Source organism: Pseudomonas citronellolis, from assembly GCF_900112375.1.
Taxonomy (GTDB): Bacteria; Pseudomonadota; Gammaproteobacteria; order Pseudomonadales; family Pseudomonadaceae; genus Pseudomonas; species Pseudomonas citronellolis.
In genome coordinates, this window is sequence record NZ_FOLS01000029.1 from 17,988 (window position 1) to 34,574 (window position 16,587).

The 16,587-nt window shown below is 67.9% G+C and carries 12 protein-coding genes; 5 read left to right on the forward strand and 7 right to left on the reverse strand.

Translation table 11 applies throughout. From position 1 onward, the window contains the following. Positions 1-31 precede the first annotated feature (31 nt). Together BM060_RS24100 and BM060_RS24105 are read right to left on the reverse strand one after the other, a co-directional pair. Entirely contained in the window at positions 32-1,030 is a 999-nt protein-coding gene (locus BM060_RS24100; protein ID WP_315903719.1) for a FecR domain-containing protein, read from the reverse strand. Next, entirely contained in the window at positions 997-1,521 is a 525-nt protein-coding gene (locus BM060_RS24105; protein ID WP_074983755.1) for a sigma-70 family RNA polymerase sigma factor, read from the reverse strand. Before BM060_RS24105 ends, BM060_RS24100 begins: the two co-directional genes overlap by 34 nt. A gap of 192 nt (positions 1,522-1,713) precedes the next feature. On the opposite strand from BM060_RS24105, the gene BM060_RS24110 reads away from it, so the two are divergent. The 5 genes from BM060_RS24110 to BM060_RS24130 all read left to right on the forward strand — a co-directional run bounded on the left by BM060_RS24110 (position 1,714) and on the right by BM060_RS24130 (position 9,235). Continuing rightward, positions 1,714-2,241, forward strand: a complete 528-nt coding sequence (locus BM060_RS24110) for a sigma-70 family RNA polymerase sigma factor (protein ID WP_074983758.1) — start codon at positions 1,714-1,716, stop codon at positions 2,239-2,241. A 21-nt stretch (positions 2,242-2,262) separates the two neighbouring features. Beyond that, complete coding sequence (locus BM060_RS24115; protein WP_210147053.1) at positions 2,263-3,252, forward strand: FecR domain-containing protein; 990 nt, start codon at positions 2,263-2,265, stop codon at positions 3,250-3,252. 221 nt (positions 3,253-3,473) lie between these two features. Further along, a complete protein-coding gene (locus BM060_RS24120) occupies positions 3,474-5,975 on the forward strand; it encodes a TonB-dependent siderophore receptor (RefSeq protein WP_074983762.1) in 2,502 nt (833 codons plus the stop codon). A gap of 120 nt (positions 5,976-6,095) precedes the next feature. Next, positions 6,096-7,295, forward strand: a complete 1,200-nt coding sequence (locus tag BM060_RS24125; RefSeq protein ID WP_074983765.1) for an efflux RND transporter periplasmic adaptor subunit — start codon at positions 6,096-6,098, stop codon at positions 7,293-7,295. Beyond that, positions 7,289-9,235, forward strand: a complete 1,947-nt coding sequence (locus tag BM060_RS24130) for a MacB family efflux pump subunit (protein WP_074983767.1) — start codon at positions 7,289-7,291, stop codon at positions 9,233-9,235. Before BM060_RS24125 ends, BM060_RS24130 begins: the two co-directional genes overlap by 7 nt. Positions 9,236-9,312: 77 nt before the next feature. On the opposite strand, the gene BM060_RS24135 is transcribed toward BM060_RS24130, so the two are convergent. The 5 genes from BM060_RS24135 to BM060_RS24155 form a co-directional block, all read right to left on the reverse strand. Then, positions 9,313-10,425, reverse strand: a complete 1,113-nt coding sequence (locus tag BM060_RS24135; protein WP_074983770.1) for a PepSY-associated TM helix domain-containing protein — start codon at positions 10,423-10,425, stop codon at positions 9,313-9,315. Between the two features lie 10 nt (positions 10,426-10,435). Beyond that, positions 10,436-12,880: a TonB-dependent siderophore receptor gene (locus tag BM060_RS24140; protein ID WP_083426833.1), complete on the reverse strand. Its 2,445-nt coding sequence runs from the start codon at positions 12,878-12,880 to the stop codon at positions 10,436-10,438. Positions 12,881-12,972: 92 nt separating this feature from the next. Continuing rightward, a complete protein-coding gene (locus tag BM060_RS24145; RefSeq protein ID WP_074983773.1) occupies positions 12,973-13,938 on the reverse strand; it encodes a FecR domain-containing protein in 966 nt (321 codons plus the stop codon). Between the two features lie 4 nt (positions 13,939-13,942). Then, the gene (locus BM060_RS24150; RefSeq protein ID WP_074983776.1) at positions 13,943-14,470 is read right to left on the reverse strand and encodes a sigma-70 family RNA polymerase sigma factor; all 528 of its coding nucleotides are present in this window, start codon (positions 14,468-14,470) and stop codon (positions 13,943-13,945) included. A gap of 284 nt (positions 14,471-14,754) precedes the next feature. Next, complete coding sequence (locus tag BM060_RS24155; protein WP_174672453.1) at positions 14,755-16,047, reverse strand: tyrosine-type recombinase/integrase; 1,293 nt, start codon at positions 16,045-16,047, stop codon at positions 14,755-14,757. Positions 16,048-16,587: the final 540 nt, after the last annotated feature.

Below are 16,587 nucleotides of genomic sequence, written 5' to 3' on the forward strand. Positions count from 1 at the left end.
GGGGAAACCTATCAGCGGCCCGCAGAAATTTTCAGCGAGGCACGACCTTGACCCAATAGCGGGTGCGCTGGACGACCCGCACCGGCAGGCTGGAGGCCACCGCCCGCAGGGCCTTGTCGGTGTCGTCCAGGGAGAAGGTGCCGCTGATCCTGAGCCCCGCCACGGCGGGGTCGCAGTGCAGCCAGCCGCTGCGATAGCGAGCCAGCTCGGCCAGGAACTCATCCAGCCGCTGCCGGTTGGCGACCAGCAGCCCGGTGCTCCAGGCATCCTGGCCCGGAGAAACGGGGAAAGGCCTGCCGGCAGCATCGGCGCTGAGCGAGCACTGCTGGCCGGCCTCGAGCAACAGCGGCTGCCCGTGGGCCGGCGTGAGGCGGACACGGTGCTCGAAGACCGCGACCTGGGCGCTGTCGTCCTGCAGGCGCACGGCGAAGCGGGTGCCCAGCGCCTGCACCGTTCCTTGCGGCACCTGGACGAGGAAGGGGCGGTTCAGGCTATCGGGGGCCGTGGTCACCAGCAGCTCGCCGCGACGCAGGATCAACTGGCGCTGGTGGGCGTCATAGGCGACATCCACCGCGCTGTCGCTGTTGAGCTGTACGCGGGTGCCGTCAGGCAAGGTAGTGCCGAACCGCTCGCCCAGCGGGCTACGCAGGTCCGCATCCCATCCCGCCGTCCTGGTGTAGCGAAGGCCGCCATAGCCCAGCGCCGTGCTGCCCGCGACGAGCACGAAGCCCTTGAGCAGCGTGCGTCGGTTCAGGCGTCCGTTCCGCTCGGCCTGGAGCAGGGCCCGGGGCGCGAGCGAAGCGGGCAGGCGGCCGAACTGGCCAAGCGTCAGCTCCACCTGGCGCCAGGCCCAGGCGTTCTCGCCGCGCTCTTCCAGCCAGCGCTGCCAGGCATTGCGGTCGTGCTCGGTGGCGTGTTCGCTCTGCAGCAGGCTGTGCCAGGTGGCGGCCTGCTCCAGCGCTTCGCGCTGCTGTCGGTCGAGGCGGTCCAGGAGGCTCAGGGCAGGGCTCCCAGGCGGAAGAGCATGCAGTGATGGGTGGCCTTGGCGATGTAGCGGGTGATGGTGACCTCGCTGAGGCCCTCGGCTTCGGCGATCTTCCGGTAGGTCATGCCCTCGAGTTGGGAAAGCAGGAAAGCGCGCCGCACCTTCGGGCCCAGCCCGGCCAGCATACGGTCCAGCTCGCAGAGCGTTTCGAGCAGGATGGCCCGGTCCTCTTCGCTGATTTCCAGCGCCTCGGGCTGGCCGGCCAGCTCCGCGAGCCAGGCGCGCTCCAGGCGGTCGCGCCGGTAGTGGTCGATCATCAGCCTACGCGCGATGGTGGCCAGGTAGCCCCGGGGCTCGCGTACCTCCTGCAGGCGATCCGGGGCGTCCTGGGCGGTCAGGATGCGGATGAACACATCCTGCACCAGGTCCCGGGCAAGCTCGGTGCAATTGACCCGCGGCCGCAACCAGCCGAGCAGCCAGCGGTGATTGTCTTGATAGAGGTGACTCACCAATTCCCTGGTACGCGATGCCGACATGGATAGTCTGGGTCATGAAATTGAGACTTATTACCATCTTATGATTTTCGCCAGGCCTCCGGCAAGGCTGGCACGGAAGAGAGGATGCCTGTTTGGCAGGCTTGTTTTGCGTGTGGCAGCCAGGTTATAAATGATAACTATTGCCATTTGACAATCCCTCCCTGCGCTCCTCCAGCAAACACGAGGCCACCAATGTCCGTCGCCGAGCTTCCCGGGCAGCAGGGGTTGCATTTGCTGTACAGCGATCACCACGGCTGGCTCAAGGGCTGGCTGCACAAGCGCCTTGGCAATGCAGCCGATGCAGCGGACATGGCCCATGACGTGTTCTTGCGTCTGCTGCTCAAGCCTGCCTCGCGTGGCTTCTCCAGCCCGGTGGATGCGCGTGCCTACCTGCGCACGATGGCCCGCGGGATGTGCATCGACCTGTGGCGCCGGCGCGAGGTGGAGCAGGCCTGGCTGGACACGCTGGCGGCCCAGCCGGAGCCTTTCGAGCCGTCGCCCGAGTTCCGCCTGCTGGTGATCGAGACGATCCTGGAGGTCGGCGCCGTGCTCGCGCGCCTTTCCGACAAGGCCCGGCAGGCATTCGTGATGGCGCAGATACATGGCCTGCCTACGCGGGAGATCGCCGCCAGCCTCGCGGTATCCGAGCGCATGGTCCAGAAGTACCTGGCGCAGGCCATGCTGCAACTGGCCCTGGTCGATGCCGGCCTGGCTCACTGACGCATGGACAGTAGGCCCGCAATGACGCTGCGCGACGACGAGGTCAAGGCCGATTTCGCCAGCCTGGAAGCTGCGGCGCAGTGGTACGCGACGCTCTATGCCGAGGGCTCCACGGGGGCCGAGCGGAGTGCTTGGGAGCAGTGGCTCGCGCAATGCCCGGAGCACCGCCAGGCCTGGCGACATATCGAGGCCGTCAGTGCCCGTTTCGTCCCCCTGCGTGGCGATGGTGTGCGCGAAGCGGCCGCCGCGGCGGTGGGCGCCGCAACCAGCAAGGATCTGGAACGGCGCCTGGTGCTGCGCGGCCTGGCCGCGCTCGCCGGAGTGGGGCTGTGCGCCTGGCTGGGGTGGCGTTATTCGCCGCTGCCGGGGCTGGTCACGGCCTGTCGTTCGGACTTCAGCACCGGTATCGGCGAGCGGCGCGACCTGAAGCTGGCCGACGGCACGCGAGTCTGGTTGAACACCAGGAGCGCGCTGGACGTCGCCTACGACACCAGCCAACGCCTGCTGACCCTGGCGATGGGCGAAATACTCATCGATACCGCGAAGGACGACTTGCGACGGCCCTTCTTCGTCCGTACCGATTTCGGCAGCATGCAGGCACTGGGGACGCGCTTCAACGTCCGCCAGACGTCGACCCATACGCTGCTGGCGGTATTCGAGGGCAGCGTCAGGATCCGCAATGCGGCGGGCGAGATGCAACTGGTCGCGGCCGGCCAGCAGCGCCAGTTCACGGCCACGGCCATCACCCCGACTATGCCTGCCGAGCCCATGCGGGAGGCCTGGACGCGGGGTGTCGTCCTGGCCGACAACATTCCGCTGGGCGTGCTGGTGGAGGAGCTGGGACGCTACCGACAAGGTCATCTTGGCGTGGCGCCGGAGGTGGCCGAGCTGAAGGTCGTGGGACGTTTCCCCATCGACGATCCCGATCATGCCCTGGCCATGCTCGAACGCAATCTGCCCGTGCGGGTACGCCATACCTTGCCCTGGTGGACGAGCATCGAGCCGCGTTGAGCGGCGAGCGGCAGAAGCCTCGCGAATATTTTTCATCGCGACGGTTCGTTTTTCAGCGCCTCGTTCGATTCCGTAGATGACAGAGGAGCATTCGGGAGCATGAGCGCCCCGAGCGCGCCCGGCAGACGAGCCCACCCAGGCGGCCGCTGCCAGGGCTCCGGCGCCTGCCGTAGCGGCGCTGGCCCTCGCCTTGCCAACCGTCATTCCAGGGAAATCGTCCTATGTTCTGCCCATCGTTCCGGTCGCGCGCCGTTTCCACCGGCCGCCCCCGCCTGCTCCTGCACTTCGCGCGTCGTCCCCTTTCGCTGGCAGTGCGCTGCGCGCTGTTGGGCGCCGTCACCGTGGCGGCCATGGGGGCGAGCGTCGCCACGCGGGTCGAGGCCGCCGTCAGCGCCGGGCGGACCGTGGCGAAGCGTTTCGACATCGCGGCCGGGCCGTTGTCGGCGGCGCTCAACCAACTGGCGGATCAGGCCGATGTGCTGCTGAGTGTTCCCGGCGCGGTGACGACGGGCAAGAGCAGCGCCGGTTTGCATGGAACCTACAGGCTGGACGAAGCATTCGACCTGTTGCTGTCCGGTACGGGGCTGCAGGCGGTGGAGCAGGGCGACGGCAGCTACACGCTGCAGGCCATTCCCACCACCGGCGCGGCGGAGTTGGAGTTGTCGCCGATGACGGTGGTCGGTAGCGAGCCCGACGCGATCGCGCAGAGGGTCAATCCCGCCACCACGGTTGGCTCGAAGACGCCGCTGAGCCAGCGCGAGATACCGCAGTCGGTCAGCGTGGTCGGCCAGCAACAGATCCAGCAGCAGAAAATGAAGAACCTCGACGACGCCATGCGCCAGAGCCCCGGGGTGACCGTCAGCCTGGCCAACCCGATGGCCACCGACTACTACGCGCGCGGCTTCCCGATCGGCACCTTCCAGCTCGACGGCGTGCCCACGGCGATCCCCGCCGGCGGCGCGGCGACCATCGCCGATAGCCTGGCCATGTACGAGCAGGTCGAGGTGCTGCGCGGGCCGGCCGGGCTGTTCAACGGCTTCGGTGGCGATGGCGGGGTGGTGAACCTGGTGCGCAAGCAGGCGCCGGCGCAGTTCCAGGGTTCGGCGGAAGTGCTGGCCGGCAGCCGCAGCACCCACCGCGAGCAACTGGACGTGGGCGGGCCGTTGAACGACGAAGGCAGCCTGCGCGGGCGCTTCGTCGGGCTGACCGGCTATGGCCATCAGATGCAGGATGGCACCTGGCAGCGTGACCAGCAGTTCTACGGCACCCTGGAGGTCGATCCCGATCCGGACACCACCCTGCGCACCGGCATCAGCCATAGCGAAACCACCGCCAAGCCCATGTACGGCCTGCCCGGATACTCGGACGGGCGCTTGCTCGACGTATCTCGCTCCACATATCTGGGCGCCAGCTGGAACGCCCTGAGCAACCGTCGCAGCAACGCCTTCGCCGAGGTCGAACGGCAGCTGGCCAACGACTGGAAGGCCAAGCTCACCTACAACTACCTCACCATCGACACCCACTTCCTCAATGGCATTCCCGGCGGCCCGCTGGAGCCGGGCACCAACATCGGCAACCCCTACAGCTACAACTACCAGAGCGAGGATCGCCAGCAGGCCGTGGACACCTACGCCAGCGGGCCGTTCTCGCTGTTCGGCCGCGAGCACCAGCTGACCTTCGGCGCCAACTACCTGCACGAGAACACCCACAACACCCAGCGCTTCATCAACACCGAGACCAGCGGCCTGGACGATTGGGGCGACTACTTCGAGGACGTGTTCAGCAGCAACCCGCTCTACTCGAAGGACTTCGCCGGCGGCCGGCACAACGAGAACTGGACGCTGATCGAGCAGTACGGGGTCTACGGCAACGTGCGCCTGCACCTGGCCGACCCGCTGACGCTGGTCGCCGGTGGGCGGATGACCTGGTGGCATGCGCGCATCAAGCCCGCCGACGCCTATGACAACTACTTCGGCACGCCGCCCTCCGATACGCACGTCAAGGGCAAGTTCTCGCCCATCGTCGGGCTGGTCTATGCGCTCGACGACACCTATTCGGCCTATGCCAGCTACACCTCGATCTTCAAGCCGCAGAGCGGCTTCTACACCGAGGCCGGCAGCCTGATCGAACCCGTCGAGGGCAAGCAGTACGAGCTGGGCATCAAGGGCGAATACCTCGGCGGCCGGGCCAACGCCTCGGCGGCGCTGTTCCAGATCGACGAGAGCAACCGCGCCCTGTCCGACCCGCGCTTCCCCGGCTACTACCTGGCCCAGGGCAAGGCGCGCAGCCAGGGCCTGGAACTGCAGGTCAGCGGCATGCTGCTGCCGGGCTGGACGCTCTCCGCCGGCTACACCTACGACGACGTCAAGTCGCTGGACGACAGCACCAATGCCGGCGCGCCGTTCAGCATGGTGGCCCCCAGGCACCTGTTCAAGCTGGCCTCCGACTACCAGTTGCCCGGCGCCTGGCGCCAATGGAGCATCGGCGGCGCGGCCTATGCCACCAGCTCCACCGGCTGGAAGGACAGCAGCGGCGAGTGGAACGGCGGCGGCTATGCGACCCTGGATGCCCACGTGGCCTACCAGTTCCTGCCCGACTGGAGCGTCGGCCTGTACGGCAGCAACATCCTGGACCGCAAGTACTACCAGTCGATCGCCGGCGCCGCCGGCAACTACTACGGCGAGCCGCGCACCCTGCTGGCCTCGCTGCGCACCACCTTCTAACCCGCTGCAAGCCCGCCCCGGTGCCGCCGCGCCGGGGCGGGCGGCCAGCCTGCCGGTGCCTGGTAACCGGCATACCCTGGCGCGGCCCACGGGCTGCGCTTCGCTGCCACGAGGTCGTCGATGCTCCCCCGCCGCAACCCTTTCCTCCGCTTCCTGCCCTTCCTGGTTCCGCTGGCGCTGCTGCTCGGGCTGCTCTGGTGGACGCTGCTGCGCACTGTGCAGACCGTCGACAGCGTGCCCGTCGGCTACGGTGACATCGAAGCCAGCGTGAGCGCCGTGGGCACCCTGCAGCCGCAGAGCTACGTGGACGTGGGCGCCCAGGCTTCGGGCGCGATCCGGCGCATCGCGGTGCACCCCGGCAGCGTGGTGCGCAAGGGCGAGTTGCTGGTGGAGATCGACCCGTCGCTGCAGCAGGCCAAGGTCGATGCCGACCGCGCCGCGCTCGACAGCCTGCGCGCGCAGCTGGCCGCGGCGCAGGCGCAGCGCGACCTGGCCCAGCAGGACGCGCAACGGCAGCAGCAGATGCACGTCCATGGCGCTACCCGCCTGGAGGACCTGCAGGTCGCCGAGGCCGGCCTGCGCGTGGCGGTGGCGCGGATCGCCGACCTCACGGCGCAGGTCGTCGGGGCGCAGTCCACCTTGACGGGCGACCTGGCGCAGCTGGGCTACACCCGTATCTACGCGCCGATGGCCGGCACCGTCGTCACCCTCGATGCGCGCGAGGGCCAGACCCTCAACGCCACCTACCAGACGCCCAACCTGCTGCGCATCGCCGACCTGTCGCAGATGACGGTGTGGACCGAGGTGTCCGAGGCCGACATCGGCCGCATCCACCCCGGCATGCCGGTGTACTTCACCACCCTGGGCAGCCAGACCGAGAGCGGCGTGCGGCGCTGGCGCGGCCGGGTGCGCCAGGTCCTGCCGGCGCCGCCGAACCCGCCGGGGCAGGCGCGCGAGCAGGGCGGCGCCCAGGCCACGACGGCGCCGCCGGCGGGCAAGGTGGTGCTCTACACCGTGCTGTTCGACGTGGACAACGCCGATGGCGCGCTGATGCCGCAGATGAGCGCCCAGGTGTTCTTCGTGCAGGCCAGCGCCAGCCATGTGCTGCTGGCGCCCCTGGCGGCGCTGAAGGCCGGCGCCGGCAAGGCGGATGCCTACACTGCGCAGGTCCAGGCCGGCGGCGGCATCGAAACGCGCCAGGTGCGCATCGGCGTGCGCGACCGCCTGCATGCCGAGGTGCTCTCCGGGCTGGCGGCCGGCGAACGGCTGGTCACCGCGATCCACCGGCAGCACGCCGGCGCCGGGAGGTTCCGGTGGTAGCGCCGCTGATCGAACTGCGCGACATCCGCAAGACCTACGGCGGTGGCGACAGCCCGGCGCTGGAGGTGCTGCACGGCATCGACCTGTCGATCGGCGCCGGCGAGTTCGTCGCCATCATGGGCGCCTCCGGCTCGGGCAAGTCCACGCTGATGCACATCCTCGGCTGCCTGGACCGGCCCAGCGCAGGCAGCTACCGCTTCGCCGGGCAGGACATCGGCGCCTTCGACGCCGACCAACTGGCCTGGCTGCGCCGCGAGGCGTTCGGCTTCGTGTTCCAGGGCTACCACCTGATCCGCACGCTGGATGCCCTGCGCAATGTCGAGATGCCCGCCGTCTATTCCGGCGTGCCCGCGGCCGAGCGCGACGGCCGCGCCCGCCAGTTGCTCGAGCGCCTGGGCCTGGGCGAGCGGCTGGGCAACCGTCCCCACCAGCTCTCCGGCGGCCAGCAGCAACGGGTGTCGATCGCCCGCGCGTTGATGAACGGCGGGCGCATCATCCTCGCCGACGAGCCGACCGGAGCCCTGGACAGCAAGAGCGGCGCCGAGGTGATGGCGCTGCTGGCGGAACTGGCGGACGCCGGCCACACGATCATCCTCATCACCCACGACCGCGACGTGGCGGCGAAGGCGCGGCGCGTGGTGGAGATCCACGACGGGCGCATCGTCAGCGATTCCGCCGACGCCGCGGTGGAGCAGGGCGGGGCCGGGCATGATTTCATGGCGGCGATGGCCGAGGGCGTGGCGCGCGCGGCCTCGCCGTGGACCGATGCGCGCGAGGCCATCCGCAGCGCCTGGCGGGTGATGTGGCTCAACCGCTTCCGCACCCTGCTGACGCTGCTCGGCATCGTCATCGGCGTGGCCTCGGTGATCGTGATGCTGGCCGTGGGCGCCGGCACCCAGGAACAGGTCATCGCGCGGATGGCGATCTTCGGCACCAACCGCCTCTACGTGGTGCCCGGCGGCGACAGCGCGCGCGGCCCCGGCGGCACGCTGAGCGAAGCCGACGCGGCGCTGCTGCGGCAGGTGCCCAACGTCAGCGTGGCGATGCCCTTCGTCCAGGGCCAGGTGACGCTGCGCGCCGGCAACGTCGATACGCTCGGCCCGCTGTGGGCGGTGACGCCGGATGCGCAACGGGTGCTCAACTGGAAGCCGGCCCGCGGACAGCTCTTCACCTGGGAAGACGAGCGCACCCTCGCACCGGTGCTGCTGCTGGGCAAGAAGGTGCGCGAGCGCCTGTTCGGCGACCTCGATCCGCTGGGGCGCTACGTGCTGGTCGACAACGTGCCGTTCCAGGTCATCGGCGAGCTGGAGGAGAAGGGCGCGCTATCGGGGGATGCCGACGACGACGATGTGGTCATGGCGCCGTTTTCCACCGGTAGCCGCCGTGTGCTCGGCCGCCTCGACCTGTCGTGGATCTCGGTATTGATCGATGACCTGGAGCAATCCGCGGCCACCGCCCGGCAGATCACCGCGACGCTGGCTGAGGCCCACCACGTGCAGGACTTCCACGTCTACGACCGCGCGGCCTCGGTCAAGGCGCAGCAGGACACTCAGCAGACGCTGACCCTGCTGCTCGGGCTGATCGCCGCGGTGTCCCTGGTGGTGGGGGGCATCGGGGTGATGAACATCATGCTGATGACGGTCCGCGAGCGCACGCGCGAGATCGGCATCCGCCTGGCGACCGGGGCCCGCCAGCGCGACATCCTGCGCCAGTTCCTCAGCGAGGCCATGCTGGTGTCGCTGGTCGGCGGCGTGGCGGGCACGGTGATAGGCCTGGGCATAGGCGCGGCACTGATCCTCTGGGAGGTGCCGATCATCTTCTCGCTGCGGGGCATACTCACCGCCTTCGTCTGTGCCCTGGGCACCGGGCTGCTGTTCGGCTTCATGCCGGCCCGGCAGGCGGCGCGACTCGATCCGGTGGTGGCGCTGGCGAGCGAATGAGGGCACTGGGGCGCTCGATGAGAGCGGGCCTAGGTGCTCCCCGCAAGGCGGTATGGGCGGCCTTTTGCGGTACATCTCTAGGGGAGCCGCGGCGGGAGGTTTCCGACGCCGCGAAGCCCTCGCTTGCCGCCATGGCGGGCCAGCCACAGGTAGACGCCGCTGCCGAGCACGACGATGGCGACGATGTCGAACGCCGCCCAGATGAGCTTCAGCGGCAGGCCGCCATAGTTGCCGAAGTGCAGGGGGCGCGAGAGTTCCAGCGCGACTATGTACCAGCGTGGCTCGGCGACGGCGCTGAGCTTGCCGCTGCGCGCCTCGACCAGCACCGGCTGGAGAATCTCCGAGGTCAGCGGCGTGCGCCCGCGCATGAATACCGCATAGTGCTGCGGGCTGCTGAAGAAGGTGCCGGGCATGGCCAGGAATTCCGGCTGGCTGCCCGGCAGCGCCTGTGCGGCGACACGTAGCGCCACGCCGGGCGGCACGGGGTCGGCGACGCGCGGCTGGCCCCGGTATGGCGCCACCAGTTGCGCCAGTTGATCGCTCTGCCAGTGCTGAAACAGCGGAATGGCCAGGGTATTGAGCACGCCGGTCAACCCCACCACCAGCAACCAGACCAGGCTGACGATGCCCAGCAGGTTATGCCAGCCCAGCCAGCGTATGCGCGCATTCCTGTGGCGATGCATTTCGGCGAAGCCCAGGCGACGCATGAAGGGCGCGTAGACCACGCAGCCGCTGACCAGCGACACCGCCAGCAGCAAGCCCATGAAGCCGAGCAGCAGGCTGCCCGGCAAGCCGGCGAGCAGGTCGGTGTGCAGATCGAGAATGAACTCCAGTAGCGCATTGTCATCGGGCAGTTGCGCACCGCTGTAGGCATCCAGGGTGAAGATGCGGCTGTTGCCACGCGGTGTGTCGAGGGCCTGGTCGAAATTCAGCTTGATCCGTCCTGGCACCCGGTGATCCCAGATCAGGTAGCGCAGCACCAGGCCGGGCGCCCGGGCCTGGCCGAGGGCGACCAGTCGCTCCAGGGGCAGAGGTTCCGCCCCGGGCGACTGGTCGATTGCTGGTTGCAACGCGTGCTCGATCTCTTCCTGGAAAACCAGCGGCAGCCCGGTCAGGCACAGCAACAGCAGGAACAGGGTGCAGACCAGGCTGGACCAACGATGCAGCCATAGCCAGTGTTTCAGCGACATGCGCGCGGGCTCACCAGCTGTATTTCACGCTGGCCAGCACGCTGCGCCGGCCGCCCCAGAAGCACTTGGTGGCGGTAGCGCAGGCCGAGACGTACTCCTTGTCCGCCAGGTTGTTCACCGTGGTTTCCACCTGCCAGCCGGCCAGGCTCGGGTCCAGTGCCGCCAGGTCATAGTGCGCGCCAACGTCCAGCAGGGTGTAGGCGGGCACCTTGAGGGTGTTCAGCGCGTCGGCGTAGCTGGTGCCGATGTAGCGCACCCCGGCGTTGACGCCGAAGCGATCCAGTGCACCGCCGTGGAAGCTGTAGTCGGCCCACAGCGAGGCCATGTGTTGCGGGATGTAGGTGATGCGCTTGCCTTCGTTGCCGTCGTTGCTGTGGGTGACCTCGTTGTCCAGGTAGGTGTAGGCACCGATCAGGCTGAGCGACCGGGTCGGCTCCAGATGCCCTTCCAATTCCACGCCACGCGAGCGCGCCTCACCGGTCTGGGTGCTGAAGTTGGGGTGATCGGCATCGGAGGTGAGCACGTTCTGCTGGGTCAACTGGTACACCGCCAGGGTGACGAAGCCGTTCTGCTTCGGCGGCTGGTACTTCACGCCGGCCTCGTACTGCTCGCCCTTGCTCGGCTGGAAGGCGCCGCCCTGGTAATCGGTGCCGGCAGTGGGCTGGAACGAGCGCGAATAGCTGACGTAGGGAGCCAGGCCACTGTCGAACTGGTAGACCAGGCCGCTGCGCCAGGTGAAGGCACGGTCGCCCTGGTGGGTGGACTGGTCGTTGCGACGGTCGTCGGTATCGGTGGAGGCCACGTCCTCGCGGCCGCCCAGCAGCAGCGACCAATTGCCCAGGTGCATCTGGTCCTGCAGGTAGAGCCCGGTCTGCTCCTGGACCTGGCGTGTGCGCAGGGTTTCCGCCGGCTTGCCGATGCCCTGGTGGTAGTCGGGGGCCGTCACGCTCAGCGATGGGGCGCTGGCCAGGCCCTGCTGTTCGCGGGAACTCAGGTGCTGGTAATCGACGCCGAGCAGGGCCGTGTGACGCAGCGCGCCGGTGGCGAAGTCGGCCTGCAGCTGGTTGTCCAGGGTGTAGGCGTCGAGCTGGTCCTCGTCGAACATGACGCGACGGGTGAGCAACTGCTGGGCCGTGTTCACCCCGGCGGTGAAGACGCTGCGGTAGTCGGTGTCCATGTGCATGTAGCGGAAGTTCTGGCGCACGCTCCAGACCTCGTCGAAACGATGCTCGAAGAGGTAGCCGAGGGACTGCTGGGTGCGGCGGAAGCGATCGAAGTCGGCGTCGCCATCGAAGAAGTGCGTGGACAACCGGCCGCTGGCCAGCGGCTTGACCGTGCCCTGGTAGGGCAGGAAGCCGTAGTAGCCGCCGTCCGGATCATCCTGGTAGAGCGCCTGCAAGGTCAGGCGGGTGTCTTCGTCGGGCTGCCAGGTCAGCGACGGCGCCAGGGCCAGGCGTTCCTCGCGGGAATGGTCGACCTGGCTGTCGGCGGTGCGTTTGAGCGCAATGACGCGGTAGGCCAGGCGGCCCTCGTCGTCCAGCGCGCCGGTGCTGTCCAGGCCCAGTTGGTAGCGGTCATGGCTGCCCACCTGGAGTTCCACCTCGTGGGCGGCATCGGTGCTTGGGCGCTTGCTCACCAGGTTGACCATGCCGCCCGGGGTGGCCTGGCCGTACAGCACCGACGAGGGACCGCGCAGCACCTCGACGCGCTCCAGCAGGTAGGGGTCGACCTGCGGGACCGCGTAGTTGCTACCCAGCAGGCGCATGCCGTCGAGGTAGCCGTAGTCGTAGTTCACGCCGCCGCCGAAGCCGCGGTAGAGGATGGTGTCGTAGCGGCTGCCACCGGTTCCGCGGTATTCGGGGAGTACGCCGGGCACGTAGCGCAGGGCCTGGCGGACGCTCTGCACGTTCTGCCGGTCCAGTTGCTGGCGACCGACGACCGAGATCGATTGCGGGGTGTCCAGCAGGGCCGCATCGGTCTTGGTTCCGGTGGCGCTGCGCTTGGCGCTATAGCCCTGCACCGGGCCCCAGGCCGATTCGCGCTGGGCGGTTACGGTGGCGTCAGGCAAGGCCAGGGCCTGGTCGTCGCCACGGCGCAGGAGGAACCCGCCGCCAGGTTGAGCCTGGGCTACCAGACCGCTGCCGGCCAGCAACCGGGCCAGCGCCTGGGTGGCGTCGAAGCGGCCGTGCAGGCCCGGGCTGGCGAGGCCATCGAGCTGGTGTGCGGCGAAAGCGATGTTGACGCCCGACTCGTGGGCGAAGCGGGTAATTGCGCTGTCCAGCGAGCCCGCGGGAATGTCGTAGGCGCGCACGCTTTCACTCGACAGCGGGGCGGCCTGGAGCCCGGCCAGGGGCGCTGCGGCCATGGCCAGGTGCAGCGCAAAACGGAGGGAACGGGCGCCACGTGCCACGCTGGCTGGCGGGCAGAAGGCTGGCAGACTGCGGAAGGCGTTCATGCAACGGCTCTCGGCAAGGAGTGGATGTCACTGTCTCTACCGAAGCAGATCGCCAATCCCCTCAAAAAAATTTCAAGAACCTCGCAAGGCGCTCAAGCCGGGCTGATGTTGACCCAGAAACGCGTGCGGTAGCTGAGCTGCAAGCCGTGGGTGCGGGCCAGGAAACGCAGCGTCTGGTCGGTGTCGGCGAGCTGGTAGTTGCCGCTGATGCGCAACTCGGCGATCCGTGGGTCACAGGCCAGGCGGCCGACCCGGTAACGCCCCAGTTCGTCGAGGAGCTCGACCAGCCGCATGTCGCGTGCTGCCAGGATGCCCTCGGCCCAGGCGCCTTCGGCGAAGGGCCTGGCCGGCGCTGGCTCGGCCCGTGTCGCGCGTAACCACCAGTCCTGCCCCGTTTGCGCCTGGCGCGGCGGCGCCCCGTTCGCCGGCAATAGGCTGAGCTCGCCATGGCTGACGCTGACCCACGCGCAGTCCGGGTACAGGCGCACGCAGAACCGTGAATCCATCGCCTGCAGCAGGCCGAAGGGCGTCTCCACGCGGAACGGCCGCCGCGGGCTGGAGGTATCGGTAGCGGTACTGACCAGCAGCTCGCCACGGCGCAGTATCACGCGCCGTTCGGTGGCACTGAAGCGCGTGCTGATGGCGGTGTCGGTGTTGAGCACCAGGCGGGAGCCATCGGCCAACTCGATGTGGCGCATCTCGCCGGTGGCGGTGCTGTACTCGGCCAGCAGTCGTTGCCAGGGGGCCTCGCGATAGGCCAGCCAGGCCGGCGCCGCGCTGGCGCCCAGCAGCATCAGCAACTTGAGCGCCTGGCGTCGGTTCAGGCTGGTGGCGGGCAGCTTCTCCAGCACCTGCCGGGTGAGTTGCGGGGAGACCCGCCGGAAATCCTCGCCCAGCGACTGCACGCGTTGCCAGGCCAAGGCATGCTCGGTGTTGCTGGCATGCCATGCCTGAAAAGCCGAGAGGGTTTCCTCGCTGGGTTCGCCGAACTGAAGCTTCACCGCCCAGCCGATAGCGTCGTCGATGGTCCGGTTGGACAGGGGAGCGGGCGCGCTCATTGCCTCATTCCTCGAAATGCAGGGCGTAGCAGGCGCGCAGGGCGGTAGCCAGGTAGCGCTCGACGGTGGCCAGGGATACCTCCAGGCGCTGGGCGATCTGCGGACAGGTCAGGCCCTCCAGCTGGGCCCAGATGAAGGCCTGGCGAACCTTGGGCTTGAGCCGGTCGAGCAGGCGGTCGATGCGTATCAGGCTTTCCAGCATGAGCAGGTGGGTTTCCGGCGACGGCGCTTCCGCTTCCGGTAACTGTGCGACCACCTCCAGCCAGGCCTGCTCCAGCTGTTGCCGGCGCCAGTGGTCGATGACCAGCCCGCGAGCGATGGTGGTGAGGTAGGCGCGTGGCTGGTCGAGGTAAACCGCTGCGCCACGGGCACGCGCCAGCAGGACTCTAAGAAAAGTGTCCTGGGCCAGGTCGGCTGCGCGCTGGGAACAGCCGGTCTTGCCCCGCAGCCAACCCTGGAGCCAGCCATGATGCTCGGTGTAAAGCTTGTGCAGATCGCACTCCGCAAGCTGGGAACGGCCAAGACTGGACACTGGGGCACCATGTGCAATTGATAATCGATCTTATTATATTTTTCTGATGGCATCTCGCAATAGCCATGAGGGCGGTGGCCTCGGGAGTTCCTCAGGCGAGATGAGTGAGCCTGGGTGGGGCAGGGCTTGGTCAGAGTTCAGCCAGGCATGGCGCGCGGATCCCTTGGGGACGTTGAGGCTGACCAGGCTGATCAGGCCCTGGTTGCACCGGAGTATTAGCGGGTGTTCAACGGTAAGAGTGGTGCGCCCGCGCTTGAAAGTTCGGGGAGTGCTTTTCCTGAATATCAGCGCTTGATTTTCAGCCCCTTTACCGAATGCGCGCGCTGTTCGTCCAGCGAGTTGTAGTAGGTGTTCTGCGTGGTGCTCAGGCTGTTGTGGCGCAGGTCGGCCTGCAGGTCCTTCATGTCGCGCAGCGGCGCGTCGAAGGTGGCCGAGGTGTGGCGCAGCCAGTGCAGCGAGACCGAGCGCAGCTGGTCCACTTCGTCGTCGCTCCAGCCTTCGGCCGCCATGCGTTGCAGCGCGCGGTCGAACAGCGCCTGCAGGAGCAGCCGCACATGGCGGTCGGATAACCCGGCGCGGCCCTTGAGGGTGCCGATCAGCGGCGTCCGTTCCTGGGGCGAGGGCAGGGGAGGCAGGCCCAGGTGGCGGCGGTAACGGGCCAGGTAGCCGTGCACGTAGTCGTCGCGCACGCTGATGCGCGCGGCCTTGTTGCCCTTGCCGACCACGTGGAACCACCAGTTGCCGGTGGTATCGCGGCGGAAGTCGCCCATGCTCGGCGTCCAGTTGTCGCGGCCGATCAGGTCGGAGATGCGCAGGTACATGGCGAACAACGTGGCCACGATGAACAACGTGCGTTCGTGGCTGGCGTCCTCGGCGGCCATCAGTTCGGCCGTCTCGATGACGTAGCTCCATTGCAGTTGCGTCAGCGAACGCGAGGCCACGTTCATGGTGTTGTGCTGCTTGTAGACGGACTTCTGCTTCACCGCGCGGAACGGGTTCACCTCGGTCAGCCCTTCGTCCATGGCGTGCTGGAAGAAGCTGCCGCACACGGCGAACACCTGCGCCACCGAGCCCTGGGACATGCGGTACGGGCGCGAGGGCAGGGGGCTCATGGCCTCCGTGGCGAGCTTGCGCTCGCGCTTGGCCAGGGTGCTGCTGAAGGGGCGCCAGGCGGGGTTCAGCACATGGCTGTCGGACTCCAGCTGCTTGCGGCCGCCAACACGCACGAAGCGCGACTTGACGACCGGGCCGACCCATTCGGCAGGCGGGTTGAGGCAGAACTCCATGAAGGCCTCGGCATCGCGCCGGCGCAGGTCGAGCAGCGGCTTGCCGGCCACCAGCAGGGCCCACAGCAGCAGGCGCTCGACGTGGGTGCGATAGGAGGTATAGGTGGCCTCATTGCCGCCATAGGACTTGAGGAAGCCCCGCACGGCGAAGTAGCCCTCGATGGCCCGCAGGTCTTCAGCGAACGCCTGCAGGTAGTCGCGCACCGTGGGCAGTTCTTCGCTCAGCTGCATGAAATTCAGTTCATGGAAACGCGCGAAGGTCTCGAACAGCGGCTGTGGCGATTGCGGCATCGTGAAGGCTGGAAATGGAAAAACGGCGGTCGCGCCGGGGTGCCGTGCAATATCCAGGTCTGGCTGTTATCGGATATTGCTTGCGCGCTAAGGAGTTGGCCCGGCAGGGCGAGAAGCGACAAGCCGAAGGCTCGGCAAGGCGCATTCTAGACAGCTTCGGCTGCAAAGGTCGAGGGCTGCCGATGGATTTCTCGCAAGCGTCGTTCCGTCGTCCATGGACGTTTCAGATTGACTGGCGCAAGGCACGCGAGCGCATCTGAGCCGATTGGCTCAAGGCCTGGAGAATTGGTGCCAGGTCCAGCCTTGGGCCTGGGGCCGAATCGATGAATGCGCCGGCTCAAAATCTGGTGCCGCATGGATCGCTGCAGGTGCAGTCCGGCGCATGAGCGTCGTACGTTGCACGAATAGCTGCTGCGTTTACGTGAAAAGCGTGACGAGGATTGGCCGCGAGGTTCGCAGATTTCACGTAGCGTCGCGTTGGTGTTGGTGTTGGTGTTGGTGTTGGTGTTGGTGTTGGTGTTGGCAGCGTCGAATGGGTTG

What these genes read in the sequence shown, in the direction of transcription:
- BM060_RS24105 (WP_074983755.1), bottom strand. Translation starts at nt 1,521, where the DNA reads ATGTCGGCATCGCGTACCAGGGAATTGGTGAGTCACCTCTATCAAGAC.
- BM060_RS24110 (WP_074983758.1), top strand. Translation starts at nt 1,714, where the DNA reads ATGTCCGTCGCCGAGCTTCCCGGGCAGCAGGGGTTGCATTTGCTGTAC.
- BM060_RS24115 (WP_210147053.1), top strand. Translation starts at nt 2,263, where the DNA reads ATGACGCTGCGCGACGACGAGGTCAAGGCCGATTTCGCCAGCCTGGAA.
- BM060_RS24120 (WP_074983762.1), top strand. Translation starts at nt 3,474, where the DNA reads ATGTTCTGCCCATCGTTCCGGTCGCGCGCCGTTTCCACCGGCCGCCCC.
- BM060_RS24125 (WP_074983765.1), top strand. Translation starts at nt 6,096, where the DNA reads ATGCTCCCCCGCCGCAACCCTTTCCTCCGCTTCCTGCCCTTCCTGGTT.
- BM060_RS24135 (WP_074983770.1), bottom strand. Translation starts at nt 10,425, where the DNA reads ATGTCGCTGAAACACTGGCTATGGCTGCATCGTTGGTCCAGCCTGGTC.
- BM060_RS24140 (WP_083426833.1), bottom strand. Translation starts at nt 12,880, where the DNA reads ATGAACGCCTTCCGCAGTCTGCCAGCCTTCTGCCCGCCAGCCAGCGTG.
- BM060_RS24145 (WP_074983773.1), bottom strand. Translation starts at nt 13,938, where the DNA reads ATGAGCGCGCCCGCTCCCCTGTCCAACCGGACCATCGACGACGCTATC.
- BM060_RS24155 (WP_174672453.1), bottom strand. Translation starts at nt 16,047, where the DNA reads ATGCCGCAATCGCCACAGCCGCTGTTCGAGACCTTCGCGCGTTTCCAT.